This window comes from Rubrobacter calidifluminis, from assembly GCF_028617075.1.
Lineage (GTDB): Bacteria > Actinomycetota > Rubrobacteria > Rubrobacterales > Rubrobacteraceae > Rubrobacter_E > Rubrobacter_E calidifluminis.
The window spans coordinates 108,215-133,996 of sequence record NZ_JAQKGV010000010.1 but is presented as its reverse complement, the minus strand read 5'-3'; the positions used below and the strand labels follow the sequence as shown (position 1 = coordinate 133,996).

Below are 25,782 nucleotides of genomic sequence, written 5' to 3'. Positions count from 1 at the left end.
TGCTCCTTTCTCGATCAGGACGCTGTGGCCGTGGTGGGTGAGCTCCGCTGCGCCGTCTGGCTGCAGCGCCACCCTCCCTTCCTGGTCTTTTATCTCCTTCGGTACCCCTATCGTCATCGGCATGGCATCTACCCCTCTATGTTGCTCATGACGTGCTTTATGCGGGTGTAGTCCTCGAGCCCGTACATCGAGAGGTCCTTGCCGTAGCCGGAGTGCTTGAAGCCGCCGTGGGGCATCTCGGCCACGAGCGGGATGTGGGTGTTGATCCAGACGCACCCAAAGTCCAGGGCCCGGCTGACCCGCATCGCCCGCCCGTGGTCGCGGGTCCAGACCGAGGAGGCGAGCCCGTACTTCACCCCGTTGGCCCATCTTATGGCCTCCTCCTCGTCGGTGAAGCGCTGGACGGTTATGACGGGGCCAAAGATCTCGTTCTGGACCGCCTCGTCCCCCTGCTCGAGCCCACAGACGACCGTAGGGGCGTAGAAGTAGCCCCTCTCCCCCACGCGCTCCCCTCCGGTCAGGACCTCGGCCCTCTCGGGCAACCTCTCGACGAACCCGCTGACCCGTTCGAGCTGGTTGGGGTTGTTGAGAGGACCGTAGAGGACCTCCTCGTCCTCCGGGGAGCCGGTCTTCGTGTTCCTGGCCTGCTCGGTGAGGGCGGAGACGAGGTCGTCGTGGATGCGCGGGGAGGCGAGCACGCGGGTCGCCGCGGTGCAGTCCTGCCCGGCGTTGAAGTACCCCGCCCCGGCGATCTCCTCCGCCGCCTGCTCCACATCGGCATCGTCGAAGACGATCACGGGGGCCTTGCCCCCGAGTTCGAGGTGCACCCGCTTGAGGTCGTCGGCGGCGCTCCTCGCCACCTCCATCCCGGCGCGCACCGAGCCGGTTATCGCTACCATCTGCGGGACCGGGTGGGCGACGAGCTCCCTCCCCGTGTCCCTGTCCCCGCAGACGACGTTGAAGACCCCCTCGGGGAGGAACTCTGAAGCTATCTCCGCGAGCATCAGGGTGGTCACGGGGGTGGTGTCGGAGGGCTTTATCACGACGGTGTTGCCGGCCGCGATCGCCGGGGCGAACTTCCAGACGGCCATCATCATCGGGTAGTTCCAGGGGGTCACCTGGGCGCACACCCCGACCGGCTCGCGCCGGATGTAGGAGGTCATCCCGGACATGTACTCCCCGGCGGACTTGCCCTCGAGACAGCGCGCCGCTCCGGCGAAGAAGCGGATCTGATCGACCATCGGAGGGATCTCCTCTTCGAGGGTCAACCGGATCGGCTTGCCGGTGTTCTCCGACTCGGCCCTGACCAGCTCTTCCGCCCGCTCCTCTATCCTGTCGGCGATCCTGAGGAGCGCGAGCTGCCTCTCGGAGGGCGTCGAGTAGCGCCAGCCCTCGAACGCCTTCTGCGCGGCTGCAAAAGCCCGGTCGACATCCTCCCTGCCGGAGAGTGGAGCCTCCGCGAAGGGCTCACCGGTCGCGGGGTTTGTAAGCTCATAGTAGCGTCCTGCGGCGCTCTCCACGTAATCCCCGCCGATAAAGTTCTCGAGCCTTCTCTTCTCAGGCATGCTCTCCTCCTTTGCTCCCTCTTCTCCTGTTCAGCGCGATCCCGCCAAGTATCTCCCGCACCACGCGCTCGGCGGCCAGCGCCGTCACGTCGGTCGATCCGATGCCGGTCGGGATCACCTCTACGATGTCCGCTCCTGCAATCTCAACCGCCTCCGCGACCTCGCGCACGGCCCACAGAAGCTCCGCGGTTGTCATGCCGCCGGGTTCGGGTGTGCCGGTACCAGGCGCGAACGCGGGATCGAGAACGTCTATATCCACCGTCAGGAAGACCGGTCCCGATCCCACGATCCCGAGCGCCTTCCGGATGACCTCCTTTATCCCCCTGTCGCGTACCTGGTGCATGAAGAAGCTCGTTATGCCACACTTTCTCTGCCAGGCGAAAACCTCCTCGCCCGGCCAGTATCCTCTGAGCCCGATCTGGGTGTAGCGGTGTGGGTCCACCAGCCCCTCCTCGACGAGGCGGCGCATGACCGTCCCATGCGAAAACTCAACGCCGAAGACCGTGCACCCGGTGTCGGCGTGGGTGTCGAAATGGATGAGCCCGAGCGGGCCGCGCCCCACGGCACAGGTTCTCACGACGGGTTCGGTCACCGAGTGGTCTCCTCCGAGCACGACGGGAACCGCCCCGGCAGCGACCACATCACTGACCGTCCGCAGTATCCCGGCGTGCGAGCGCACCGGATCGGCCGGGACCACCGGTGCGTCTCCAAAGTCGACCACACGCAGATCAGCGAAGGCGTCCGCGCCATGCTCCAGGTTCGGTCCCGGTGGGCAGCTCGCGGCCCGGATGGCGCGGGGCGCGAAACGGGTGCCGGGACGGTCGGAGACGAGGTCGTCGGTGGGGGCGCCGACGATCACCACGTCAGCCCCTACGATGTCGGCCGGATCCTGCGTGTAGGGCATCCCGCCGAAGGAGAGCGGCCCTGCGTAGTCAGGCTTCTCCCCGTATTCTCTCCAGCGGACGAGCGGATCGATCATCGGTCCGACTGTCTATCATCCGGGTCAGCGACCTGCGGCCGGCGCCGGAAGAAAGCAGGCTTCGCGTACCAGGCCCACACCATCAGGGCGGCACCGATCACGAACGACACTATCCCTATAAAAAGCGGCACCCCGATGCCGAATACGGCCCCCGAGTAGGCTTCCTTCGGGTTGGAGAGGTTTATGACCTCCTCGACGAACGCCCAGGTGAGCATCAGTCCGCCGAGCACGGGCACGATTCCCATGAGAAGCAGGTTCTTCACGCTCCGGAAGAGTCGCTTCCGGTAATAGATGGCGCAGGCGAACCCGGTCAGCCCGTAGTAGAAGGCGATCATGAGCCCCAGGGCAGAGATCGAGTCATAAAGGATGTTCTCGCTCACGATCGTCATCCCGACGTACCAAACGATCGAGAGCGCCCCCATCCAGAGTGTCGACACGTGAGGGGTGAGGTATCGGGGATGTACCCGCCCGAAGGCCTCGGGCATCGCCCGATGATGGGCCATCGAGAAGGTCGTCCGGGCGGTCGGCAGGATCGTGGTCTGGGTGGATGCCGCCGCGGAAGAGAGCACCGCCAGAATGAGGATCTTGTCGAGCGGCGAGCCGAAGACCTGCGTCCCGAGGGTGCTCAGGACGTCATCCTCGTGCCTTACCAGGTAGTCGACCCCGCCGTAGGCCTGAGCCGCGATACCCACGATGACGTAGATGAGAAGCAGCACGATCGTGCTCACGATCGCAGCAACCCCCGGGGTATGGCTGCTGTTCTCGCTCTCCTCGTTCACCGTCACGGTCGAATCCCAGCCCCAGTAGATGAAGATGGCGAGGATGAGCCCGGCGTCGAGCGCGCTGAAGCTCTTGATCTCGAACGGATTGATCCAGGAGATCGACGGCGTGAGTGCCCCGGCACCCGCCTCCCCGGCGAAAACCTTGAAAAGCGCCACGACGGCGAAGACCGTGAGCGTCACGAGCTCCGCCGCGAGAAGGAACACCTGCGTCCGGGCGGAGAGCTCTATCCCCCGGTAGCAGATGTAAGTCATCAGCGCGATCCAGACCACCCCGACCGCAGTCACCGCGAGCGTGGAGTTGGCAAGCCCCTTCAGCCCGAACAGCAGGAAGGTATAGAGCCCGGCTATCTGGGCCAGGTTGGCCATCACGATCACGTCAGCCACGACTATGGCCCACCCTGTGATCCAACCCAGGTGCGGCCCCATCGCCCTGGTCACCCAGGTGAAACTCGTCCCACAATCCGGGTCTGCCTTATTCATATAGTAGTAGGAGGCCGCGATGAACAGCATCGGGATGAACGCGAGCCACAACACCGCCGGCGACTGCAGCCCCACCGCCGCCGCGACGAACCCGAGCGTGGCAGCCAGGCTGTAGCCCGGCGCGGTCGATGCCACCCCGATCACCACGTTGGAGACGAAGCCGAGAGCGCCACCCTTGAGCCCCTTGCTCCCTATCTCAGGGGTCCTCAACTCGGGTTGAGCCACCCTCTCTTCGCCCGTTCCTTCCACCACCTCTCGCCTCCTTTCCCGAAAAGTGACCCCCTACCTACCCCCGGTAGCCGAGCTGCCGCTCGAGCTCGGTGAGCGCCGCGTCGGTTATCTCCGCTATCCTCGAGAGCACCTCCCGGTCCGCGACGAGCGCCGGGGAGTACTGGATGACGGGCTCGTCTTTGTCGTCGAAGCGGCAGATGAGCCCACCCTCGAAGAGCTTCTTCGAGAGTACCCCCTTGAAGTACTTCCTGTACTCCTCGCCCTCCAGCGGCGTCCCGTCGACCTTCTCCGGCTTTACCTCCACGGCCCAGAAGAACCCCATCCCGCGTACGTCGGCCACGATTGGATGCCCCTCCGCCATCCGCGAGAGCTCCTCCCCGAAGTAGCCCTCCAGGTTGTGCACGTTCTCGAGCAACCTCTCACGCTCGATGATCGCCAGATTCTCGAGCGCCACCGCAGCAGAGGCCGGATGCCCTCCGAAGGTCGAACCGTGGAAGAACATCGGCGTGTTACTGCGCAGCGTCTCGCGCACCTTCTCGCTTACCACCACCCCGCCCATCGGCAGGTACCCGCTCGTTATCCCCTTGGCGAAGCTGGTCATGTCCGGGACCACCCCGAAGCGCTCTATCCCGAACCACTCACCAAGACGCCCGAACGCACAGATGACCGCGTCGGAGACGAGTAGCACGCCGTATTTGTCGCAGATCTCCCTGACCCTCTGCCAGTAACCCTCCGGCGGAACCAGACACCCGCCGGCATTCTGCACCGGCTCCAGGATTACAGCCGCCACACACTCCGGCGGACCGAACTCTATCGCCTCTTCTATCGCATCTGCAGCCCCCTCGGGGTCCTGCTGGGTGTTGGAGACGTGCACGAACCCCCCGGGCAGCGGCTCGAACGGAGCCTTGAACGCCGGAAGCCCGGTAACCGAAAGGGCCCCCATCGTCGTTCCGTGGTAGGCGACCTTGCGCGAGATGAACTTGTACCGCCCCGGCTCCCCGTTCGCCCGGTGATACTGCCGCGCCAGCTTTATGACCGTCTCAACCGCCTCAGAACCGGAGTTGACAAAAAATGTCGTCTCGAGATCACCCGGCGCGATCTCCGCGAGCCTCGCCGCCAGCTCCAGGCTCCTGGGGTGCTGAAAACTCCAGTTCGGAAAGAAGGAGAGCTCCCGCATCTGCCTCGCCGCAGCCTCCGCAAGTTCCGTCCTGCCGTGCCCGACCTGCGTCGTGAACAGACCCGCAAGCCCGTCGATGTAACTCCTGCCCCGGTCATCCTTCACATAACATCCCTCCCCGGAGACGATGACCGGTAGATTCCCCCAATCGTCCTCAAAGGGCGTGAAGTGCAAGAGCAGATTCTCCACCCCGGCGAATCTCCCCCCTCCACTACCCCTCTCGACCCCGGGCATCACGTCCATTCCAGCCTCCTTCCCGACTCTCGGTTTGCTGCATCATATACTGTATTCTGTCGACGATCAACTGGGGATGTGGTTGATCTGGCATACTTTTTCTGGTGGGCAGATTAGAGGAGGATCGGTGAGTGCAGAGAGAGGGAGAAGGTTTCGCAGGATCCGGGCGGGTTCTCTCGCTGAGGAGGCGTACCAGGTGATAAGGACCTCCATAATCGATGGGACGCTCGCCCCGGGGGAGCGGCTGGTGGAGACGCGGCTGGCGGAGGAGCTGGGGGTGAGCCGGGCCCCGGTTAGGGAGGCACTGAAGAAGCTCTCCGAGGAGCACCTCGTGGTGGAAAAGCCGCGGCGGGGGACATTCGTCCGGGAGTTCACCGCGAAAGACTTCGTAGACATCTACAACCTGCTCGCGGCCATAGAGGTTCTTGCGGTCCGTCTCATACACCGCGATGGGACGCCGCTCGACTCGCTGGAGAAGATAGTCGGACAGATGGAGCAAGCCGCGCAGGCTGGCGACTTCGGGAGGGTCGTCGAGGAGGAGCTACGCTTCCACGAGGAGCTGTGCGCACTCGCTGGCAATCAGTTTCTGAGCTCTGCCTTCCGCTCGCTGAGCGGCCCGGTGGGCCTGGCGCTCTCGCTGCACGACTCTACCTACGAGGATCTCACCGAGGTCGCCCGCGAGCACTACCCGCTGCTCAAGAGCATCCGCAGCGGGACCGAACGCGAGGCGGTGTACGCGATCTCCTCGCACATACAGGCCACCCCCGGCGGGGTGATGTCCCGCCTGGGCGGGAACCCCGAGGATATCTTGAAACCCCTCGTCAGACCGGAAAAAGAGGGGGATCAGTGACGGGAGAGCCGCTCGGCGAGGCTGCGCCCGGTCGGGGGCCGGCCGGTACGCCGTCCCCGTTCGTCCAGCCTCTCCAGCGCCCGCTGCACGTAGCGCGCTCCGAGCCAGCGCAGAGGCTCGGGCTCCCACTTTCTGACCCGGCGCCCGACGATGGGCAGGCGCACGAGGGAGGAATCCCTGCCCAGGATCAGATCGGCGATGATCCTTCCCGCCAGGTTGCTCGCCGCCACCCCCTGTCCCACGTAACCGCAGGCGAGGGCCACCCCCGAGGCCGGATCGAAGCTCACCGCGGGCATCCAGTCTCGCAGCATCCCGAGCGGCCCGCCCCAGGCATGGGTGAAGCGCACACCCGAAAGCTGCGGGAACCAGTCGATCAGGCTCTCGCGCAGCATCGCGTGCGTGGGCTCATGACGGTCGTAGCCGTCGCGTATCCGGGAGCCGAAGCGGTAGGGCGCCCCGCGCCCGCCGAAGAGGATGCGCCCGTCCGGGGTGCGCGAGAGATAATCCACGCTGAGCTTGAAAGAGGCGAGGCACTCGTGGTTCTCCCAGCCAATCTCCGCCCACGACTCCTCCGGGAGCGGTTCGGTGAGGACGATCAGCGAGTAGACCGGGAGTACCATCCGGTGCAGCTTCCTGAGCCGCGATAGATAGGCCTCCCCGGCCAGCACCACAGCCCCTGCACGCACCTCCCCCTTCGCCGTCCTCAGCACCGGCCCCGGCCCGTCAACGAAGTCGACCACGGGACTCCGCTCGAAGATCACGGCCCCCCTCCGCTCGACGGCCCGCGCGAGCCCCCGCACGAGCCTCCCCGGGTGCACCACGGCCCCCTGCGGGTCGAAGAAGGCTCCCTCGGCCCGCTCCACCCGCACCCTCCGGGCGAGCTCCTCCACGCCGAGTACACGGCAGCCGTCCGCGAGCCCGAGCGCGGAGAGCGCCCCCCAGGCGGCCCGCACCGCCGGCAGTTCGTGCCGCCCGCGCGCGACGCGAACGACCCCTCCCTTGCGGAAGCGGGCATCTATTCCCTCCTCCTCGGCCACCCTCCCCACCTCGTCGACCGCGCCCCGCGCAGCAAGGAGCGTCTCCCGCGCCGCCCGCCGCCCGAACCTCCGCACGAGCTCCGCCGGCCCCACCGAGATGTTCGGAGAACACCAGCCACCGTTGCGCCCCGAGGCCCCGAACCCCGCGACCTCCGCCTCGAGAATCACGACCCTGAGCGAGGGATCCTTCCGCAACAGGTAGTAAGCACTCCAGAGCCCCGTGTAGCCGGCCCCCAATACCGCCACATCCGCCTCCACCTCGCCCTCGAGAGACGGGCGCGGTAAAAGAGGCTCCCCCGCATCCTCAAGCCAGAAACTCACGCCCGCGTAGCCTGCTCTTCCCTGACCCACTTTCCCTCCGTCCACTCCTTCAGCCGCGACGATTTGTATTCTGTCGACGGTATTCCAGGATGTCAAGGTGAGGGTCTGGGGTACGGTTACTTTATGAGGTTGTAGATCTCGAACATCGGGAGGTACATGGCGATGATTATGCCGCCGACGATCCCGCCGACGACGACGATCATGAGTGGTTCGATGATCGAGGTGAGGGCCTTGACCGCGGCCTCGACCTCTGACTCGTAGAACTCGGCGATCTTGACGAGCATCCCGTCGAGGTCCCCGGTCTCCTCGCCGACGGCGATCATACGGGTCACCATCGGCGGGAAGACGGGCTCGGCCTCGAGAGGCTTGTGAAGCGGCAATCCCTGGCGGATGGAGTCACGGCTCGCGAGCAACGCTTGCTCCATCACCCAGTTGCCGGAGGAGGTGGCGGTAATCTCGAGCGCCTGCAGAATAGGGACGCCGGCTGCAGAGAGGGCGCTCAGGTTGCGGGCGAGGCGGGCGAGGGCCACTTTCTGGACGATATCCCCTATCCTGGCCGGAATCCTGAGGACTAACCTTCCACAGATCCTGCGCCCTCGTTCGGTGTCCTTCCAGCGCAGAAACCCGTAGACGGCGGCTGCGAGCGCGGCGTAGAGGAGGATGCCGAACGGGCTCGTCAGGACGTCGGACAGGGCCATCGCGATCCGGGTCGGCAGCGGCAGGGTACCGCCGAGGTCCTTGAACATCCTCGCGAAGACCGGGACGATGAAGATCAGCATAAAAGAGGCGGCGAGGAGCGCGAGTACCAGTACCACGATCGGGTAGGTCATCGCACTCTTCACCTTGCGCCTGAGGTCCTGGTCCTTCTCGAGCTGGGCGGCGACGCGCAGCAGGATCTCGTCCAGGACACCGCCGATCTCGCCGGCTTTCACCATCTCCACGTAGAGGCGGGAGAAGACCTCCGGGTGCCTGGCCAGCGCCTCCGAGAGCGCGAGTCCCGCCTCCACGTCCCTGCGGACCCGCGATATCGCATCTCTGAGCTTTTTGTTGTCGGTCTGCTCTTCTGAGACGTACAGGGCGCGCACCACCGACATGCCGGCCCCGATCATGGTCGCGAACTGCCGGGTGAAGACGACTACGTCGGAGAGCCTCACCCGCTTGAAGGGTTCCAGGATGTCCCTCTGGGCCATCCCCTGCTCTTTGATGTCTATGACGAATAGCCCCCGCTTCCGGAGCTCGGCGGCCACGGCGAGCGTGCTCTCCCCTTCAATCCTGTCCTGGAGGATCTCGCCCCCGCGGCTCCGGGCCCTGTAGGTGTAGGTGGCCATTCCCCTCATCCCCTCCCCGTCGCGACCCCGACCGCGCCTCCGCAGAGGCGGCGGAACTCCTCAAGGTTGGCGCAGCGCTTCCCGGCCTCCTCGCGCGAGACGACGCCGCGCCTGACCAGTTCGGCGAGCGCGGCGTCCATCGTCTGCATACCAAACTTCCCGCCGGTTTGCATCGCGGAGTAAATCTGGTGCGTCTTGCCCTCGCGGATCATGTTCCTGACGCCCGGGGTGGGGACGAGGATCTCGCAGGCGACCACCCGCCCCCCGCCCCGTCTGGGCACCAGCGTCTGGGTCACGATACCCTGGATGGTGTTCGCGAGCTGGGCGCGGATCTGTCCCTGCTGGTACGGGGGGAAGACGTCTATTATGCGGTCTACGGTCTGCGGGGCGTCCTGGGTGTGGACAGTGGCAAGCACCAGATGACCGGTCTCGGCCGCGGTGAGCGCCATCGAGATGGTTTCCAGGTCACGCATCTCGCCGACCAGTATCACGTCCGGATCCTGCCGGAGGACGCGCTTCAAGGCCTCGGCGAAGCTTTTGGTGTCCTGGTCGACCTCCCGCTGGTTGACGATGCACCTCTTGTGGGTGTGCAGGAACTCTATCGGATCCTCAACGCTCATGATGTGCCCGCGGCGGGTATCGTTGATGCGGTCCACCATCGCCGCGAGCGTGGTCGACTTGCCGCTGCCGGTCGGGCCCGTCACCAGGATCATGCCACGCGGGCTGTCGGCCATCTCCCCGATCACGCCTGGCAGGCCCAGTTCTTCGAGGCTCTTTATCTCGTGCGGGATCGTCCTGAACACCGCACCTATCGCCCCCCGCTGGCGGAAAACGTTGACCCGGAAGCGAGCCAGCCGCGGGATCTCGTAGCTGAAGTCGAGCTCCCACGCGTTCTCGAAGCGCCGGCGCTGATCCTCGGTGAGGATGTCGTATATGAGGTCCCGCGTGACGTTCGGACTGAGCGGCGGGTACTCCAGAGGACGCACCTCGCCATCAACCCGAACCATCGGCGGGAGCCCGCACGTCACGTGTAGATCGCTCGCCCCGAGGTTCAGGGCGTCGAGAAGGTATTCGGCGAGGCCATTCTCCATCATGCAGATCCTCTCTTGCCGGGAAGGTGACACCCTGCGCCTCTACTCGACACGAAGCGGAGAAAGCTTTAGCCGGCTGCTCAGACGACGGTCCTCAGAACCTCCTCGACGCTCGTAAGGCCGGAAGCAGCCTTGAGGAGACCATCCTCGCGCAGGGTGACCATGCCCTCCGCCGCCGCGGCACGCGCTATCTCGGCGCCAGAAGCCCGGTGCAACACGAGCTCTCTGAGGTTCTCACTCACGAGCATCATCTCGAAGATTCCGATCCTGCCCCGGTATCCCGTGCCGCCACAGCGGGGACACCCCCGCGCCCGGAAGAAGGAGCACTCCACAGGAGCCCGTTCGAACGGAAACCCGAGCTCCTTCAGAACCCCTTCCTCCAACTCAACCGGTTCCCGGCACCTCTCACAGAGCCGCCTCGCGAGCCGCTGGGCGATCACGCAGTCTATCGCCGAGGAGGTCAGATACGGCTCCACCCCCATCTCGTTCAGCCGGCTCACCGCCCCCGGGGCATCGTTGGTGTGGAGCGTCGCCAGCACCAGATGCCCGGTGAGCGCCGCCTCCACGCTTATCTTGGCAGTCTCGCGATCCCGGATCTCCCCGATCATGATCACGTCTGGGTCCCCGCGCAAGATGCTCCTCAGGCCGGAGGCGAATGTGAGCCCGGCCTTGAGGTTGACCTGCACCTGATTTATTCCGGGCATCCGGTACTCTATCGGGTCCTCGACCGTTATGATGTTGCGCTCCGGGGTGTTGAGCTCCCTGAGGGTGGCGTACAGCGTGGTCGACTTGCCACTGCCGGTCGGGCCCGTCACCAGTATCGTGCCGTAGGGCCTCGTGTATACCCTCTGGTAGCACTCGAGCATCTCCGGCGAGAGCCCGAGTCTTTCGAGGTCTGCCTCTACACTCGAGGTGTCGAGCAGCCGGAGCGCCACCTTTTCCCCGTACGCCGTGGGCAGCGAGGCCGCCCTGAAATCCACCTTCTGCCCCCCGATACGGGCCGAGAACCTGCCATCCTGTGGCAACCGCCGCTCGGCGATATCCAGCCGGGAGAGCACCTTGAGCCGGGCGATCACCCCACCCTGCAGTCCCGGCGGAATCGACATCATCTCCCGCAAGACCCCGTCCACCCGGAACCGCACCACCAGCCGGTCCGGACGTGGCTCGACGTGCACGTCGGAGGCCCCCTCCCCAACGGCCCGCTGCAGGATGGAGTTGACCAGCCGAACCACCGGGGCGTCCTCGGATCCCGCCCCGATCTCGAGCTCGTCCTCCCGGTCCGAAGTCCCCTCCGAGGCGGCCTCCTCCAGAATCTGGCTCACCCCATCGCCCAGCGAGAATATCCTGTTGTGCGCCTGCCGGATTTGAGACTCCGCGGCCACGACCGGCACGATCTGGCAACCAGAGATCAGCCTGAGATCCTCTATGGCGTGCAGGTTGGTCGGCTCGCTCATTGCCACGACCAGCCGTCCATCCTCCAAGCGCAGCGGGAGCACGCCGTGCCTGCGCAGCGTCTTCTGGTCGATGAGGCTGGCCGCCGCCGCATCCACCTGACCGTCGGAGAGGTCCACATACTCTAGCCCGAGCCTCTCGGCCTGGGCCTGCGCGAGATCCATCTCGGTCACGAAACCCAGTGAGACGAGCACCTTCCCGAGCTCCCTGCGCTCGGTCCGCTGCACTTCGAGCGCCCGCTGCAACTGCTCCTCGCTCACCTTCCCACTGGCAGAGAGAACCTCCCAGATGCCTCTTCCACGCCCGGATCGGCCGGCGGGCAACCTCCCGGTAGTCACACCGTCCCCGCCGCTCCGTCCTGCTTCGAGATGCCTCCGGAGTGAGACCGCGCGCCCGGCTTCCGTGAGCTTCTCTTCCAGCTGCCGCACGTCGAGAGGTTTGAGCAGGTACTCGTCGGCGCCGGCCTCCATACCTTCCACGAGATGCCCCTCACCCCCGAGGGAAGTCAGGAAGATGAAGAAGACGTGTCTCTCCCTGGCCGAGGACCGTATCCTGCGGCAGAGCTCGAGCCCGTCCATCCCAGGCATCATCCGGTCGCTGATGACCACCGCCACATCTGGGTTGCGCCCGAAAAGCCTCCAGGCCGTCTCCCCGTCGGTGGCCTCCAGGCACTCGTGCCCGAGCCTCTCCACCGCCCGCCGAAGCAGGCGCCGGGACACAGCGTCATCCTCGGCTATCAGGATCTTCAATCTCCCCCTCCAGAGCTTGCCCCATGGCCTCCACATCCGGTTCGACCCCGGTCCACAGGCGCTGTGCCCGCACCCCCTGATAGAGGAGCATCCGGCGTCCGCGTACCACCCTCGCCCCCAGCCTCCGGGCGGTCTCAAGAAGCGGCGTCTCCTCCCCACCCCGGTAGACGATGTCACAGACGACCTTACTACGCAAGCTTTCCTCCGGGAAAGGAAGGGGATCACCATCCTTCATACCGACGGGCGTGGTGTTGACGAGCACGCCCGCCCCCCCACAGGCACCGTCGAGTGTCTCGAGCCCGCAGGCCGAAACCCGGGCCCCGGGGTGGGCAGCCACGAGCCGCCCGGCCAGGGACTTCGCGCGTCTGGGCGTACGGTTGGCTATCACGAGAGCTTCGGCCCCGGCACGGAGGGCCGCGTCGGCTATGGCCGACGCGGCCCCACCCGCACCCAGTATCAGAACCTGTTCCCCGGCGAGATCCACCCCAGCCTCCCGGCAGGACTCCAGAAAACCGAAGCCGTCGGTGTTGTAACCCCGGGCCCTGCCGCCTTCCAGCACCACGGTGTTGACCGCACCGGTGTGCTCGGCGGAACCGTCCAGATCGTCCAGGAACCGGATGATCTCCTCCTTGTGAGGGATCGTGACGTTGAATCCCCTGAAGCCCAGCGCCCCGAGCCCCCGGACGGCCTCACCGAGCCTCTCGGGGGCGACGTCCATCGCGACATAGACGTAGTCGAGCCTCCTGGAAGCGAAGGAGGCGTTGTGCATCTGCGGGCTGAGACTGTGTGCGATCGGATGACCTATGACGCCCACGAGCGTGGTCCTAGCTGTTATCCTCGGTGGGATATCCGGATACCTCCTCTGTGCATTTTCGCGCCTCAACCCTACCGGCAGGATTTTCGGTGAGACCCCCGCAGAACTTTAGTCGCACCTCTAGCGACCCGCGGCGGCCTTGGCCCGCAGGAACTTCTGATAGCTGCTCGTGAAGTAGTGATGCCTGCCACCTTTCTCGAGTACGTAGTAAAGGTAGTCGGTCTCCGCCGGGTGCGCCGCAGCCTTTATGGAGCTCAGGCTCGGGTTGTCTATCGGACCGGGCGGGAGTCCTTTGTGCAGGTAGGTGTTGTAAGGGGACCTCACCTTCAGATCCTGCAGCGAGAGGTCGGCGTGCGGCCTGCCCAGCGCGTACTGCACGGTGGCGTCTATCTGCAACGGCATCCCCCTGTGCAGCCTGTTGTAGATCACGGAGGCTATAAGAGGCCTCTCCTTTCGGTTCGCCGACTCTTTCTCTATGAGGGAGGCGACGATGACCAGCTGATACTCGCTCAGGCCGAGCCTTCTCTCCGCTCCCCGTAGATCCAGACCCTGGGTCTCGATGGCATACTGCTCGAGCATCCTGTTGACGACCTGCCGGGCACCCGTACCCTCCCTGAAATCGTAGGTCTTCGGGAAGAGGAAACCTTCGGTGCTCTTCACCCCGGGCTCGTGCAGGAAAGCGTAGGGGTAGTCCGTGCTGTGCGCCGCACGCTCGAAAGCAGCCCTGGAGATGTGGCTCTGCGATGCGACCTCGCGGGCGGTCTGCCCGAGGGTCAGTCCCTCGGGAACGGTGATCTTGAAAGTCGGAGCCGGCCTGTTGGCGGTCAGTGTCCTGAGTATGCTCCCGGTGCTCTGGCCCCGGTGGAACCTGTAGCGCCCGGGCTTTATATCCGCGCTGTCGCCCTCCATGCGAGCCTGCAGCTCGAAGATGAAGGAGTTTTTTATGACCCCGGCCCGGTCGAGTTTCCCGGCGACGCTGGAGAGCGTATCACCCTTCCTGACCTCCACCGTGACGGCCTTTCCCGTACCTCGCGACCCATCCCCCATCGCGGTGGCGTAGATGAGGTAGACGAGCGCGAGCAACACCACCACCGAGGCGAGCCCCACGATGGCAGCGAGGGTCCTGCCCCGCCTGCGTCCCTGTTCCCGGCGCTCAGAGCGCAGAGCCTCAAGCCTCTGCTCAAGGTCGTCCTCCGGCCAACCCTCAGGACGCTTGCTCCGGCTCACCTTCTCCCAGCCCAGAGATACTCCTGCAACATGTGCGCTGCGGCCAGGTGATCCACCGCCCCTCTCCGGCCCCCTCCGCCCCGCGCGATCCGCGTGGTGAGACGCTCGTCCCACTCGACGAAGCTCACCTCCGGGAGTTCCCTGCGCATCCGCTCGATCCTCTCCAGCACCCGCCCGGCCTGGTGCCCCCTCTCGCCGCGCAGGGTCTTAGGAACGCCGACCACGACGACGGAGACCCCCTGCTCGTCCACCAGCTCGCGCAGACGCTTCTCCAGTTCGCCCTCCTCCACCACTTCCAGCGGCCGTGCTATGGTCGTGGTCGTATCGGAGATCGCGATACCGCAGCGGACCTCGCCAAGATCCACCGCAGCGACCCTGCCCGTCGCGGGCCCGCTCACCCCTCCGTCCGCGCCGCGAGCCGGCTGGAGAAGATCTGGCGGGCCTTCTCGAGCGCGGCCGGGATCGCCCCGAGGTCACCTCCGCCAGCCTGGGCCATCGTCGGGCTCCCGCCCCCGCCGCCCCCGAGTACCCCGGCGATCTCCTTCACCAGCTCCCCGGCACCGATCTTCCTGGAGACCTCCGGGTGCAAGTTGGCCACGAGCACGGCCTTGCCGTCGAGCGCCGCAGCCAGCACGACCGCCACCGGCCCGCCGACCCTGTTCTTAACGTCGTCGGAGATGCGCCGTAGCCCGGCGACGTCGCCGGCATCGACCTGACCGGTTACGATCTTCGCCCCGTCCACCGTCTGAGCCTTCTCTATGAGCTCCCCGACCCGGCCGAGGCTGGCCTTGAGCTGCTGCTCGCGCAGTTCCTCCCTGGCCCGGCGCAGCTCCCCGGAGAGCTCCTCCACCGCCTCGGGAAGCCGGCCCACCTCGGTCTTGAGCGTCGAGGCGGCGGCTTCGGCTTTCTCGGAGGCTTCGATCAGGTAGGAGAGCGCCTCCCTGCCGGTGATGACCTCTATCCTGTAGAGATCTGCGCCGTGCCTGCGGTTCGATACCACTTTGAACGCCCCGATCTCGGCGGTGGAGCGCACGTGCGTCCCTCCGCACAGCTCGCGGGAGAAACCGTCTATCTCGACGACGCGCACCAGCTCGCCGTACTTCTCCCCGAAGAGCATCATCGCCCCGAGCTTCCTGGCCTCCTCGAGCGTCGTCGTGTAGTAACGCACGGGCTGGTTCTCAGTGATCTTGAGCAGAGCCAGCTCCTGCACGCGCCGGACGTCCTCTTCTCCCACCTTCCTCTGGCACCGGTAGTCGAAGCGGAGTCTGTCCGGCCCCACGTAGCTCCCGGCCTGCACCACGTCCTTGCCGAGTACGGCCCGCAGGGCCCAGTGCAAAATGTGGGTGGCGGTGTGGTTCGCCTCTATCTGCTGCCGGCGAACCCGGTTTATCGAGGCGGTGACCTCGATCCCTTCCTCAACCTTGAGGTCTTCCCCGCCCTTCGCCCGCAGAACCTGGTAGTCCCCCGCCGGGATGGCGTCGACGACTTCGAGCTGCCCCTCCTCGCAGGAGATCCAGCCGGTGTCCGCGACCTGCCCGCCCCCGGTGGCGTAGAAGGGGTTCTCCTCCAGCACCAGATACCACTCGTCCCGGGCACCGGGGACCGGCTCCGCGGCGACGATCCGCGTCTCGGTCTGCTCCCGTTCGTAGCCGACGAAGCGGCTCTTTATCTCCCGGTCGCGGAAGGCGGCCACGACCCGCTCGTGGCTCCCGAGCGACTCCCTGGCCCGCCTGCGCTGTTCCTCCATCGCCCGCCGGAACCCGGCCTCATCGAGCGAGATGCCGCGCTCGGCCAGAACCTCCCGCGTGATCTCGACCGGAAAACCATAGGTGTCGTGCAGCGTGAAGGCGACCTCCCCGGGGAAGTTGCCGCCATTGAGCCGCGAGATCTCCTCCTCAAGCGTCCGCATCCCGGAGTCGTAGATCTCGACGAACCTCCGCGCCTCCACCTCGACGACCCGGAGGATGTCCTCCCGCGCCCGCTCGAGCTCCGAATAGAACCCGCCCATGTACCCCACGACCTCTCCGGCGAGGCTCGCGATCTGCTCCGGCCCCAGGCCGAGCCTGGCGTACCCCTCCCGCGTCGCCCGGCGTATTATGCGTCTGAGAACGTACTCCCGGCGCTGGTTGCCGGGCCGAACGCCGTCCGCGACGAGGAAGGCCATGCTGCGGGCGTGGTCGGCGAGGATGCGCAGCGAACGGTCGGTCTCCTCGCCGTCCCCGAGTGAGACGCCGGCGTACTCGCGCACCTTCTCGAGCACGGGAGCGTAGAGGTCGGTCTCGTAGACCGATCGCACGCCCTGGCAGACGGCCGAGATCCTCTCGAGGCCCATGCCGGTGTCTATCCCCTTCTGGGAGAGCGGGACAAGAGAGCCGTCCTTGCGCCTCTCGTACTGGTTGAAGACGAGGTTCCAGACCTCAAGGAAGCGCGAATCTCCCTCCTCCCCGCCGGGGCCGTACCTGGCATCTTCGAGCGGGTCGCCGCGCCCGTACTCCTCGCCGTAGTCGTAGTAGACCTCCGAGCAGGGTCCGCAGGGGCCGGTCTCGCCCACGGGACCCCACCAGTTCTCGCTCTTGGGAAGCCCGAAGATCTTCTCCTCCGGCACCCCGACGGACATCCAGTGCTCCCTGGCCTCGAGATCCTCGGGAGCGTCCTCGTCCCCCTCGAAGATCGTCACCCAGAGCCTCTCCGGAGGAAGCCCCAGCTCCTGCGTGAGGAACTCCCACGCGAAGCGTATGGCCTCCTCCTTGAAGTAGTCGCCGAAGGAGAAGTTGCCGAGCATCTCGAAGAACGTCAGGTGCGAGGCGTCGCCCACGTCCTCGAGATCCTGCGTGCGGAAACACTTCTGCACGCTCACGGCCCGGGGCGCGGGCGGCTTCTCCTGGCCGAGGAAATACGGGATGAACTGCTGCACCCCGGCGGTCGTCAGGAGCACGGTCGGGTCGTTCTGCGGGATGAGCGGCCAGCTCGGGTAGACCCTGTGCCCCCTGTCGGCGAAGTAGTCCAGGAACCTTCGTCTTATCTCTCTGCTCTGCATCCTGCGGGTATTGTACCGGCCTAGCTCTGCTTTTCTAGAGACTCGAGCTCGCGCCTGAGGTCCGCTATGGCACGGCGGAGGAGCCGCGAGACGTGCATCTGGCTCACCCCGATGTCCCTCGCAATCTCGGTCTGCGTCTTGCCCTCGTCGAACCTGAGCCTGAGTATCCGCTGCTGCTGCTCGTCGAGTCCCTCCATGGCTGATTCGAGCAGGATCCTGTCCTCCACCCCCTCTATCGGCGAGCTCTCCTCGGACTGCAGGTCGAGCAGCGTGTCGCCCTCCGAATCCTCCTGGCTGACCGGGGCGTCGAGGCTCGTCGTGTTGTAGGCCCGGCCCAGCGTGAGAGCCTCGGCGACGTTCTCGACGTCGGTATCGAGCCTCTCGGCCAGCTCCTGCATCGTCGGCGAACGGCCCGTCCTGACGGTCTCCTCCCGGATCATCTCTTTCGCTGACTGCCGCAGCTCCTGCAGACCGCGCGGCACCCGCATCGCCCAGCCTTTGTCCCGGAAATAGCGCTTTATCTCGCCGAGGATGTTCGGGGTGGCGTAGGTCGAGAACTCGATATTACGGTCCACGTCGAAGCGGTCCACGGCCTTCACCAGCCCCACAGAGCCGACCTGCACCAGGTCGTCTATCGGCTCTCCCCTCCCGGCGAAGCGCCGGGCGAGGAACTCCACCAGGGGCAGCTGCTCCTCTATCACCTGCTCGCGGGCCCGGCGGTCGCCCTCCTTGTGATAGCGGACGAGCAGCCTGCGGGTGCGCGCTTTGTCCGGCCTGCGGTACTTCCGCTCGCTCACGAGACCAGTTCTACCACGGAGCGCCAGTTGCCAGATTCCGCCGGATCCTCGACCTCGGCCACCACTCGCTCCTCGTCCAGAAAGAACCGGAAGCGGGTCGGGCCGCTCTCGGAGTGGAACCCCTCGAGAAGCTCTATCGCTTCATCCAGGTTTCCGACCCCTATCCTGGCCCTTGCCGCCATCCCGGCGAGCACCAGCCCGACGCAGGATCTCAGCTCCCTCTCCGGAGGTAGTTTGAGGTACGTGTACTCGTGCGCTTTGTTCTCGGTCACACTATACCCTCCTCTTCGGGAGGTCGATCGTCTTTTCGCACCGCACCTCCTTCCGGCGCACCAGGGCCCGGCGATGCCGGAGGAGATACCTTCTATCACACCGGCGCGGGCCGAACCTACACCCCCTTCTCGACGCGCCCACAGGAAGGATACAGAGCCTCAAAAGCGATTATAAACGCACCTCACCCCGGCGCCCACCGGTCATCCCCGGCCGCGCCGGAGGATCACACCCCCTCCCACGACCCTCTCCCCGGCGTAGAAGACCGCCGACTGTCCGGGCGCAACCGCCATCGTCGGCTCTTCGAGGCGTACCAGCCAGCTCTCCCCCTCCCGCTTGATCCGACAGGGCAGCTGCGACCCGTTGTAGCGAACCTGCACGGAGTCAGCCTCCGAGGGATCCATGAACCAGTTAGCCTGTCCGACCCGGACTTCCCGCACCAGAAGATCCCTCTTGCTACCCACGACCACCTGCCTGCGCTCCGGACGCACCTCGGTCACGTAGAGCGGCGTGGACGTGGAGACGCCGAGCCCCCGGCGCTGTCCCACCGTGAAGTTCACGATACCTTCGTGACGCCCCAGCACCCGCCCGCTGCGATCCACGACCTCCCCGGGTCCGCTCGTCACCCGCTCGCGCACGAAGCGGCGGTAATCGCCGTCGGGTATGAAACAGATGTCCTGGCTCTCGGGCGTGTGGGCGACGGCGAGCCTCCGGTCCGCCGCGATGGCCCTCACCTCACTCTTCTCGTAGTCTCCGAGCGGGAAGACCGTTCGCCGGAGCAGCTTTTCGGGCACCGGCCAGAGGACGTAGGTCTGGTCCTTTCTCTCATCCTTCGGACGTGCCAGCGCGGGACCGTACGGTGTCTCGGCCACGCGGGCGTAGTGTCCTGTGGCGATGTACCTGAACCCCAGCATGTCCGCGAGGAAGGCCGCGGCGTGGAACTTGACGTGGGCGTTGCAGGCCACGCAGGGATTCGGAGTACGCCCGGCCGCGTAGGAACCCACGAAGTCGCTGAGCACCCGACGCTCGAAGAGGCGCTTGAGGTTGAGCGTGAAGTGGGGCAGCCCCATGCGGTGCGCCGTCTCCCGCGCGAAGAGCACGGTATCGGGAGAGCAGCACGAGCGGCTGCCCGGCTCCCCGTCGTGCAGCCGGAAGGTCACGGTGGCGACCCGGTAGCCGGCCTCCTTCAGAAGCAACGCGGTGACCGCGGAGTCCACCCCCCCGCTCATCGCCGCGACGACAGTCCCCTCCTCACCGGCGGAACCATCGGTATAGCCACCATCGAGGAGGGTTTCAGCGCGGCGGTCGAGGTAATCCTCAAGCGCCCTGTGCAGGGCGTCGATGACGAGCGTCAGCGCGTGCTCCTTGCCCTCCGGGAGCGGCCCGCCGAGCATCTCCTCGACTTCCGCCCTCGAGACGCGCGCCGCGTCGAGCAGGTGCCGCCCGCGCACGAGGCCGACGAGGGCGGATCCGGCCGCTATGCAAGCAGCGCAGCCGTAGACCTTGTAACGCACCTCAGAGAGGTGATTCTCCTCGATACGCAGCGTGAACCGGGCGACGTCGCCGCAGGCGGCGTCGCCCGCCTCCCCGCTACCGTCGGGAGACCCGACCTCACCCACCCCCTGCGGGCGTACGAGATGCTCTATAACCCCTGGCCTGTAACGCTCGGCCATAAGCTCCTCTCTCCGCTACCCCTGGCGAACCGGGGAGAGATCCCTCAGCCGCCCGACCGCCTCGCGGAAGGCCTCCACGAAACCATCCACATCCTCGCGGGAGGTATCCTTCCCGACGGTTATCCTTATCGCCGAGAACGCCTCCCCTTCGTCGATGCCCATCGCGAGCAGGACCGGCGAGGCCTTGTGCCCGCTCGAGGCGCAGGCCGACCCGCGCCCGACGGCGTAACCGAGAGCGTCTAGCATCAGCACCAGGCTCTCCGACTCGACCCCCTCGACGGTGAGGTGGACGTTGTTCGGGAGCCTCTCCTCGGGGTGTCCACGGAGATGGACACCAGGGATCTCGCCCACCCCGGCGATCAGCAGGTCCCGCAGCTCTCTCTCGTGGCGCACTCGCTGCTCCCTCTCGAGCCCGGCGATCCGGGCGGCCTCGCCGAGGCCGACGATCCCGGCGACGTTCTCCGTGCCGCTCCTCAGGCCCCGCTCCTGTCCCCCGCCGTGGACCACTGGCGCCAGGCGCACCCCTTCCCGCACGTACAGGGCTCCGGTGCCCTGCGGGCCGTAGAGCTTGTGCGAGGAGAGCGCGAGCGTCGAGAGCGGCACCCGGCCCGTGTCCACTGGGAGACGGCCAGCCGCCTGCACCGCGTCCACGTGCAGCGGTACACCACGCTCCGCGCACACCTGCGCGATCTCCTCCACGGGTTCCACGGTCCCGACCTCGTTGTTCGCCCACATCACCGCGACGAGCGCGGTGTCGGGTCGCAGCGCGCTCTCGACGTCCCCGGGGTCGACCCTGCCGTGGCCGTCCACCGCCAGGCGGCTTATCTCATATCCCTCATGTTCCAGGCTCGCGACGCACTCGCGCACCGCCGCGTGCTCGACTGGCGAGACGACGACGTGGCGCTTTTCGGGGTTTGCCCGGGCAAGCCCCAGGACACCCAAATTGTCCGACTCGGTGCCGCCGGAGGTAAAGATCACCTCTTCGGGGGACGCGCCGATCATCGCCGCGACTTTCCCCCTCGCCTCCTCGATAGCCTCCGAGGCGCTGGCACCGAAGGAGTGCAGAGAGGAGGGATTACCGGCGGGCTCCCTCAGGTAGGGGAGCATGGCCTGCAGAACCCGTCCGTCGAGCGGGGAGGTAGCCGCGTAGTCGAGGTATACACCGTTGCCCTGCATCACGGCTAGTTTAACTCAGGTGGCGGTCCCTGCACGGGTCAGGGAGAGATCGCGAGCCTAGGCCCTCTGGGAGGAGAGATCGTAGAGAGCCTGCGCAAGCAGGGTCCGTGGCACATACCCGGAGTAGACTTCGCGTACCACGTAGTGCCCGCCGCTCGGGGAGAGCAGGATCACACACGGCGTGTAGCCAACGCCGAGCTGGGCGGCGAGTGAGCCATAGTGCTCTGGGTCGTTCACGTCGTAGGAGAAGTAGGCGATCCCCCGGTAGCGGCCCTCCAGGCTTTCCAGGTACGACCTCACCCTGGAATCGACTTCGATCCCCTGCGGGTAGAAGGGATTCTGGGCCCCCTCGTAGAAGAGCACCGCCATCGGCTGCCCGCGCCTGTAGGCGCTCGCGAAGTCCCGCGGCACCGGCTGGCTTTCGTTCAACACGAACCTATCCCCGGCCCGCAGGGAGCCGACAGAAGATGCAGCCTGAGAGGCGGGCGCAGAGGACGTCGGAGAGGCGGCCGGAGATCCGGAGGTGGAAGCGGGGTAAGACGCGCCCCTGTTTCCCCCGCAACCCGCGAGGAGCGACGAGACGGCGAACAGGACGAACACGAAATATGAGAACCGTCTTCTCAGGATCCTCTCCCGGGCATGATGTCACCGCCGAGTGCAGGTTTCCGGCCCAACTTAGCACAGGGGACCACCGCCCGCAAACCTCCCGGCCCGCCGGCGCCGGAGATGCGTTACGATCTGTTATTTGACCACCGAAGGAAGTAGAAAACCGAGAGGAGAGACGTTGCGGAGCGAAGACCACGCCATCGGGAGCGCGAACCCCTACAGGACGCACACGGCCGGCGAGCTGCGGGCCGACGACGCAGGAAGGCAGGTGCGGCTCGCCGGCTGGGTGAACCGCAGGCGGGACCACGGGGGGCTCATCTTCATAGACCTGCGCGATCGCTGGGGGATAACGCAGGTAGTCTTCGACCCCGAACACGGTGAGGCCTTCGAGGCCGCCGAGCGCCTGAGACCGGAGTGGTCGATCTCGGTGTCGGGGACCGTGAGGAGGCGACCGGAGGGCAACGAGAACCCCGAACTCCCGACCGGGGAGATCGAAGTAGAAGCCACCTCGCTGGAGATCCTGAACACCTCCGACACCCCCCCATTCGAGATCGACCGCGAGCGTCCGGTAGACGAGCTGCTCCGGCTGCGCTACCGCTACCTGGATCTGCGCCACGAGCGGATGAAGGAGAACATCATCTTCCGACACCGGGTCGTCAAGTACATCCGGGACTACCTCTCCGAGAGGGACTTCGTCGAGATAGAGACGCCGCTGCTGACCGCCTCCACCCCGGAAGGGGCCCGCGACTATCTCGTCCCCTCCCGCCTGTACCCCGGGGAGTTCTACGCCCTGCCCCAATCCCCGCAGCAGTTCAAACAGCTTCTGATGGTCGCCGGCTTCGAGCGCTACTTCCAGATCGCCCGCGCCCTGCGCGACGAGGATCAGCGCGGCGATCGTCAGCCGGAGCATACCCAGCTCGATCTGGAGATGAGCTACACCACCCAGGACGAGGTGCTGGAGCTCATCGAGGGGCTCTACACCGGGATAGTCGAGGAGCTGACCGACAAGCGCCTCGCCAGCAAGCCCTTCCCCCGCCTCACCTACGCCGAGGCGATGCGCCGCTTCGGGACCGACAAGCCGGACGTACGCTTCGGGCTCGAGCTCGCCGACGTCTCCGAGGTGGCCCGAACGAGCGAGTTCAAAGTCTTCCGGGGGGCGGTGGAATCCGGCGGGTCGGTGCGCGGCATCTCGGTCCCCGGACTCGGCGACCTCACCCGACGCGAGATAGACGAGCTCACCGCCGTCGCCTCCGAGGGCGGGGCGCGCGGGCTCGCCCACTTCAGGGTCACCCGCGATGGACTCTCGGGCCCGATAGCCAGGTTCTTCTCCGCAGAAGAGCAGCGCATCCTGCGCGAAAAGCTCGACGCTGGGGAGGGAGACTGGATGTTCTTCGTCGCCGATCGGGACCCGGTCGTCTTCGAGAGCCTCAGCCGCCTCAGGCTCCACCTGCGCGATAGGCTCGGTCTGGTAGACAAAGACGAGCTCGCGTTCTGCTGGATTACGGACTTCCCCCTCTTCGAGTACAACGAGGAAGAGAAGCGCATCGAGCCGATGCACCACATGTTCACCATGCCGCGCGAGGAGGACATCCCTCTGCTCGAGAGTGACCCCCTGAAGGTCACCGGGCAGCTCTACGACCTGGTCGCCAACGGGGTCGAACTCGCCTCCGGGAGCATCAGGATCCACCGCCCGGACCTGCAGCAGAAGGTCTTCGACGTGATCGGGATACACAGAGAAGAAGCCGAGCGCCGCTTCGGGGCCATCCTGAGAGCCTTCCGCTACGGGGCACCGCCGCACGGCGGGATAGCACCGGGGATAGACCGCCTCGTCATGGTGCTGCGCGACGAGCCCAACATACGCGAGGTCATGGCCTTCCCAAAGACCCAGGCAGCCCGCGACGAGATGATGGATGCCCCCTCCCCGGTCACCGAGGAGCAGCTCAGGGAGCTGCACATAGAGGTCCGACGGAAACGCTAGGGGGAGCTCGCGGCTTACGACCCGCCCCTCGAGGGTAAAGAACAACACAGGTAGAGGGAACGGGACGAGAGGAGAGTCGTGAGCACCCCGGAAAGCAAAGTCATAGAGAGCAGGGTCCCCTCACGCATGGACCGACTGCCCTGGAGCCGCTGGCACTGGATGGTGATAATCGCGCTCGGAATCACCTGGATCCTCGACGGCCTCGAGGTACAGCTGGTCAGCGAGGTCGGGCCGATACTCACCGAGAAATCCACCCTGGGACTCAGCACCTCGGAGGTTGGCAACGCCGCCTCCATCTACCTCGCCGGCGAGGTGTTCGGGGCCCTCTTCTTCGGATACGTCACCGACCGGGTGGGAAGGAAGAAGCTCTTCATGGTCACGCTGAGCGTCTACCTGATCGGCAGCTTCCTCGCCTCGCTCTCGTGGGGTTTCTGGAGCTTCGTCTTCTTCCGCTTCATAGCCGGCACGGGCATAGGTGGTGAGTACGCCGCGATCAACTCGGCCATCGACGAGCTGATACCCGCCCGGGTGAGAGGATGGGCCGATCTGGTCATAAACGGCACCTACTGGGTGGGGGCGGCGGTGGCAACGATAATCGGTACGGTCCTACTCGACCCAAATCTGGTGCCACACCAGTACGGCTGGCGAGTCGTCTTCTGGATCGGGGCGGTGCTCGGCATCGGGGTGCTCCTCATACGCCGACACGTCCCGGAGAGTCCGCGCTGGCTGATGACTCATGGCCGGAACGACGAGGCGGAAGAGCTCGTCGGAGAGATCGAGGAGGAGGTCAAGCGGGAGACGGGCATCGAAGAGCTCCCCGAGCCGGAGGGGTCTATCAAGGTGCGCCAGCGCGGGGCGATAGGCTTCGGGCCGATCGTCCAGACGATGAAGATGTACCCCAGGCGCTCGATCCTCGGGCTGTCGCTGATGATCGCCCAGACCTTCCTCTACAACGCCATCTTCTTCACCTACGGGCTCATCCTGAGCACCTTCTACCACGTCGGCAACGTCAGCCTCTACCTCTTGCCGTTCGCCGCGGGAAACTTCTTCGGCGTCATCTTCCTGGGACGCTTTTTCGACACCATCGGACGCAAGGCGATGATCGCCGGCACCTATGCGACCTCCGGGATCATGCTCGCCATAACCGGCTACCTCTTCACCCAGGGGGTATTGAACGCCGTAACCCAGACGATAGCGTGGAGCGTGATCTTCTTCGTCGCCACCGCGGCAGCCAGCAGCGCCTACCTCACGGTCAGCGAGATCTTCCCGCTCGAGACCAGGGCCATGGCGATTGCGTTCTTCTACGCGGTTGGAACGGCGATAGGCGGGGTGGTGGCCCCCTCCATCTTCGGCGCGCTCATCAGCAGTGGCTCGCGCGAGAGCGTCTTCCACGGATACCTGCTCGCCGCCGTGCTCATGGTCCTGGCCGCGGGCGTGGAGGTCGTTATGGGGGTCAAGGCCGAGCGTCAGTCTCTCGAGAACATCGCCGCCCCGCTCTCCGCCGCAGAGGAGAGCACCACCCGCGCATGAAGGCCGAACGGTACGGAAAGGAGGTGATCGGATTTGGATGAGAGGCCACACGGATGGTCCCCGCACCCGCAGATCTCGCACGGTGCAACCGACGAAGACGTGAGCCGGGAGGTCGAGCAGATAGCCCGGGCCGTCGCGGACGTCGGGATAACCGACCAGAAGACCCTCGCCGAACTCGTCGGGGCCCGTTACTGGGGGCCCGGCAGGTTCAAAAGGGCGGTGAACGAGGCACTCAAACAGGGCAGGATACGCCGGGTCCGGCGCGGTGTGCCCGAGGGGCGCACCCTCTACGGAAGGCCGGAGAAGAGCGAGGGTGGGGTATAACACCCTCCGGAGGACGCAGAAGAGAACCACACAACGAACGGCACCCATAGCGGGGGCTCGTCCGGTGTAAAGCC

Annotated in this window: 21 protein-coding genes and 1 pseudogene; 4 read left to right on the top strand and 18 right to left on the bottom strand. The window is 65.9% G+C overall.

What is annotated here, in order from left to right; genetic code table 11:
- The 5 genes and pseudogenes from PJB24_RS09875 to PJB24_RS09855 all read right to left on the bottom strand — a co-directional run.
- Positions 1-117 (bottom strand): annotated as a pseudogene (locus PJB24_RS09875) (alanine dehydrogenase); the annotation flags it as partial.
- A gap of 11 nt (positions 118-128) precedes the next feature.
- Positions 129-1,565, bottom strand: a complete 1,437-nt coding sequence (locus PJB24_RS09870; RefSeq protein WP_273845310.1) for a gamma-aminobutyraldehyde dehydrogenase — start codon at positions 1,563-1,565, stop codon at positions 129-131.
- Entirely contained in the window at positions 1,558-2,544 is a 987-nt protein-coding gene (gene speB, locus PJB24_RS09865; protein ID WP_273845307.1) for an agmatinase, read from the bottom strand. Before speB ends, PJB24_RS09870 begins: the two co-directional genes overlap by 8 nt.
- Positions 2,541-4,058, bottom strand: coding sequence for an APC family permease (locus PJB24_RS09860; protein WP_273845305.1), 1,518 nt, complete (start codon positions 4,056-4,058; stop codon positions 2,541-2,543). The genes speB and PJB24_RS09860 overlap by 4 nt, the downstream gene beginning before the upstream one ends.
- 34 nt (positions 4,059-4,092) lie before the next feature.
- Complete coding sequence (locus PJB24_RS09855; RefSeq protein ID WP_273845303.1) at positions 4,093-5,457, bottom strand: aspartate aminotransferase family protein; 1,365 nt, start codon at positions 5,455-5,457, stop codon at positions 4,093-4,095.
- A 118-nt stretch (positions 5,458-5,575) separates the two neighbouring features.
- On the opposite strand from PJB24_RS09855, the gene PJB24_RS09850 reads away from it, so the two are divergent.
- Positions 5,576-6,298 (top strand): GntR family transcriptional regulator, encoded by a 723-nt coding sequence (locus PJB24_RS09850; RefSeq protein WP_273845301.1) that lies wholly within the window; start codon positions 5,576-5,578, stop codon positions 6,296-6,298.
- Here PJB24_RS09850 and PJB24_RS09845 read toward each other — a convergent pair.
- From PJB24_RS09845 to PJB24_RS09785, 13 genes are all read right to left on the bottom strand, one after another.
- Positions 6,292-7,686, bottom strand: coding sequence for an NAD(P)/FAD-dependent oxidoreductase (locus PJB24_RS09845; RefSeq protein WP_273845299.1), 1,395 nt, complete (start codon positions 7,684-7,686; stop codon positions 6,292-6,294). The two genes, PJB24_RS09850 and PJB24_RS09845, sit on opposite strands and share 7 nt — an antisense overlap.
- Positions 7,687-7,772: 86 nt before the next feature.
- On the bottom strand, positions 7,773-8,993 hold the full coding sequence (locus PJB24_RS09840) for a type II secretion system F family protein (protein WP_273845297.1): 1,221 nt from the start codon (positions 8,991-8,993) through the stop codon (positions 7,773-7,775).
- Complete coding sequence (locus PJB24_RS09835) at positions 8,990-10,078, bottom strand: type IV pilus twitching motility protein PilT (RefSeq protein ID WP_273845295.1); 1,089 nt, start codon at positions 10,076-10,078, stop codon at positions 8,990-8,992. Before PJB24_RS09835 ends, PJB24_RS09840 begins: the two co-directional genes overlap by 4 nt.
- 77 nt (positions 10,079-10,155) lie before the next feature.
- Positions 10,156-12,276 (bottom strand): ATPase, T2SS/T4P/T4SS family, encoded by a 2,121-nt coding sequence (locus tag PJB24_RS09830; RefSeq protein WP_273845293.1) that lies wholly within the window; start codon positions 12,274-12,276, stop codon positions 10,156-10,158.
- Positions 12,251-13,090: a shikimate dehydrogenase gene (locus PJB24_RS09825; protein WP_273845291.1), complete on the bottom strand. Its 840-nt coding sequence runs from the start codon at positions 13,088-13,090 to the stop codon at positions 12,251-12,253. Before PJB24_RS09825 ends, PJB24_RS09830 begins: the two co-directional genes overlap by 26 nt.
- 120 nt (positions 13,091-13,210) lie before the next feature.
- The gene (mltG, locus tag PJB24_RS09820; protein ID WP_273845289.1) at positions 13,211-14,317 is read right to left on the bottom strand and encodes an endolytic transglycosylase MltG; all 1,107 of its coding nucleotides are present in this window, start codon (positions 14,315-14,317) and stop codon (positions 13,211-13,213) included.
- Positions 14,314-14,715, bottom strand: coding sequence for a Holliday junction resolvase RuvX (gene ruvX / locus PJB24_RS09815; RefSeq protein ID WP_273845287.1), 402 nt, complete (start codon positions 14,713-14,715; stop codon positions 14,314-14,316). The genes mltG and ruvX overlap by 4 nt, the downstream gene beginning before the upstream one ends.
- A complete protein-coding gene (gene alaS, locus PJB24_RS09810; protein WP_273845286.1) occupies positions 14,712-17,354 on the bottom strand; it encodes an alanine--tRNA ligase in 2,643 nt (880 codons plus the stop codon). The genes ruvX and alaS overlap by 4 nt, the downstream gene beginning before the upstream one ends.
- 20 nt (positions 17,355-17,374) lie before the next feature.
- Positions 17,375-18,151, bottom strand: coding sequence for a SigB/SigF/SigG family RNA polymerase sigma factor (locus PJB24_RS09805; RefSeq protein ID WP_273845284.1), 777 nt, complete (start codon positions 18,149-18,151; stop codon positions 17,375-17,377).
- Positions 18,148-18,423 carry a hypothetical protein gene (locus tag PJB24_RS09800; protein WP_273845282.1) on the bottom strand — a complete coding sequence of 92 codons (276 nt, stop codon included), beginning with the start codon at positions 18,421-18,423 and terminating at the stop codon, positions 18,148-18,150. Before PJB24_RS09800 ends, PJB24_RS09805 begins: the two co-directional genes overlap by 4 nt.
- A 201-nt stretch (positions 18,424-18,624) precedes the next feature.
- Complete coding sequence (gene mnmA, locus PJB24_RS09795; RefSeq protein ID WP_273845280.1) at positions 18,625-20,094, bottom strand: tRNA 2-thiouridine(34) synthase MnmA; 1,470 nt, start codon at positions 20,092-20,094, stop codon at positions 18,625-18,627.
- Between the two features lie 15 nt (positions 20,095-20,109).
- Positions 20,110-21,270: a cysteine desulfurase family protein gene (locus PJB24_RS09790; protein WP_273845324.1), complete on the bottom strand. Its 1,161-nt coding sequence runs from the start codon at positions 21,268-21,270 to the stop codon at positions 20,110-20,112.
- Between the two features lie 57 nt (positions 21,271-21,327).
- Entirely contained in the window at positions 21,328-21,699 is a 372-nt protein-coding gene (locus PJB24_RS09785; protein ID WP_273845277.1) for a hypothetical protein, read from the bottom strand.
- A gap of 376 nt (positions 21,700-22,075) precedes the next feature.
- Here PJB24_RS09785 and aspS point away from each other — a divergent pair, with 376 nt between their 5' ends.
- The 3 genes from aspS to PJB24_RS09770 all read left to right on the top strand — a co-directional run bounded on the left by aspS (position 22,076) and on the right by PJB24_RS09770 (position 25,708).
- Positions 22,076-23,854: an aspartate--tRNA ligase gene (aspS, locus tag PJB24_RS09780; RefSeq protein WP_420541923.1), complete on the top strand. Its 1,779-nt coding sequence runs from the start codon at positions 22,076-22,078 to the stop codon at positions 23,852-23,854.
- Positions 23,855-23,932: 78 nt separating this feature from the next.
- Entirely contained in the window at positions 23,933-25,384 is a 1,452-nt protein-coding gene (locus PJB24_RS09775) for an MFS transporter (RefSeq protein ID WP_273845272.1), read from the top strand.
- A gap of 33 nt (positions 25,385-25,417) precedes the next feature.
- A complete protein-coding gene (locus tag PJB24_RS09770) occupies positions 25,418-25,708 on the top strand; it encodes a hypothetical protein (RefSeq protein ID WP_273845270.1) in 291 nt (96 codons plus the stop codon).
- The last annotated feature ends 74 nt before the right edge of the window (positions 25,709-25,782 follow it).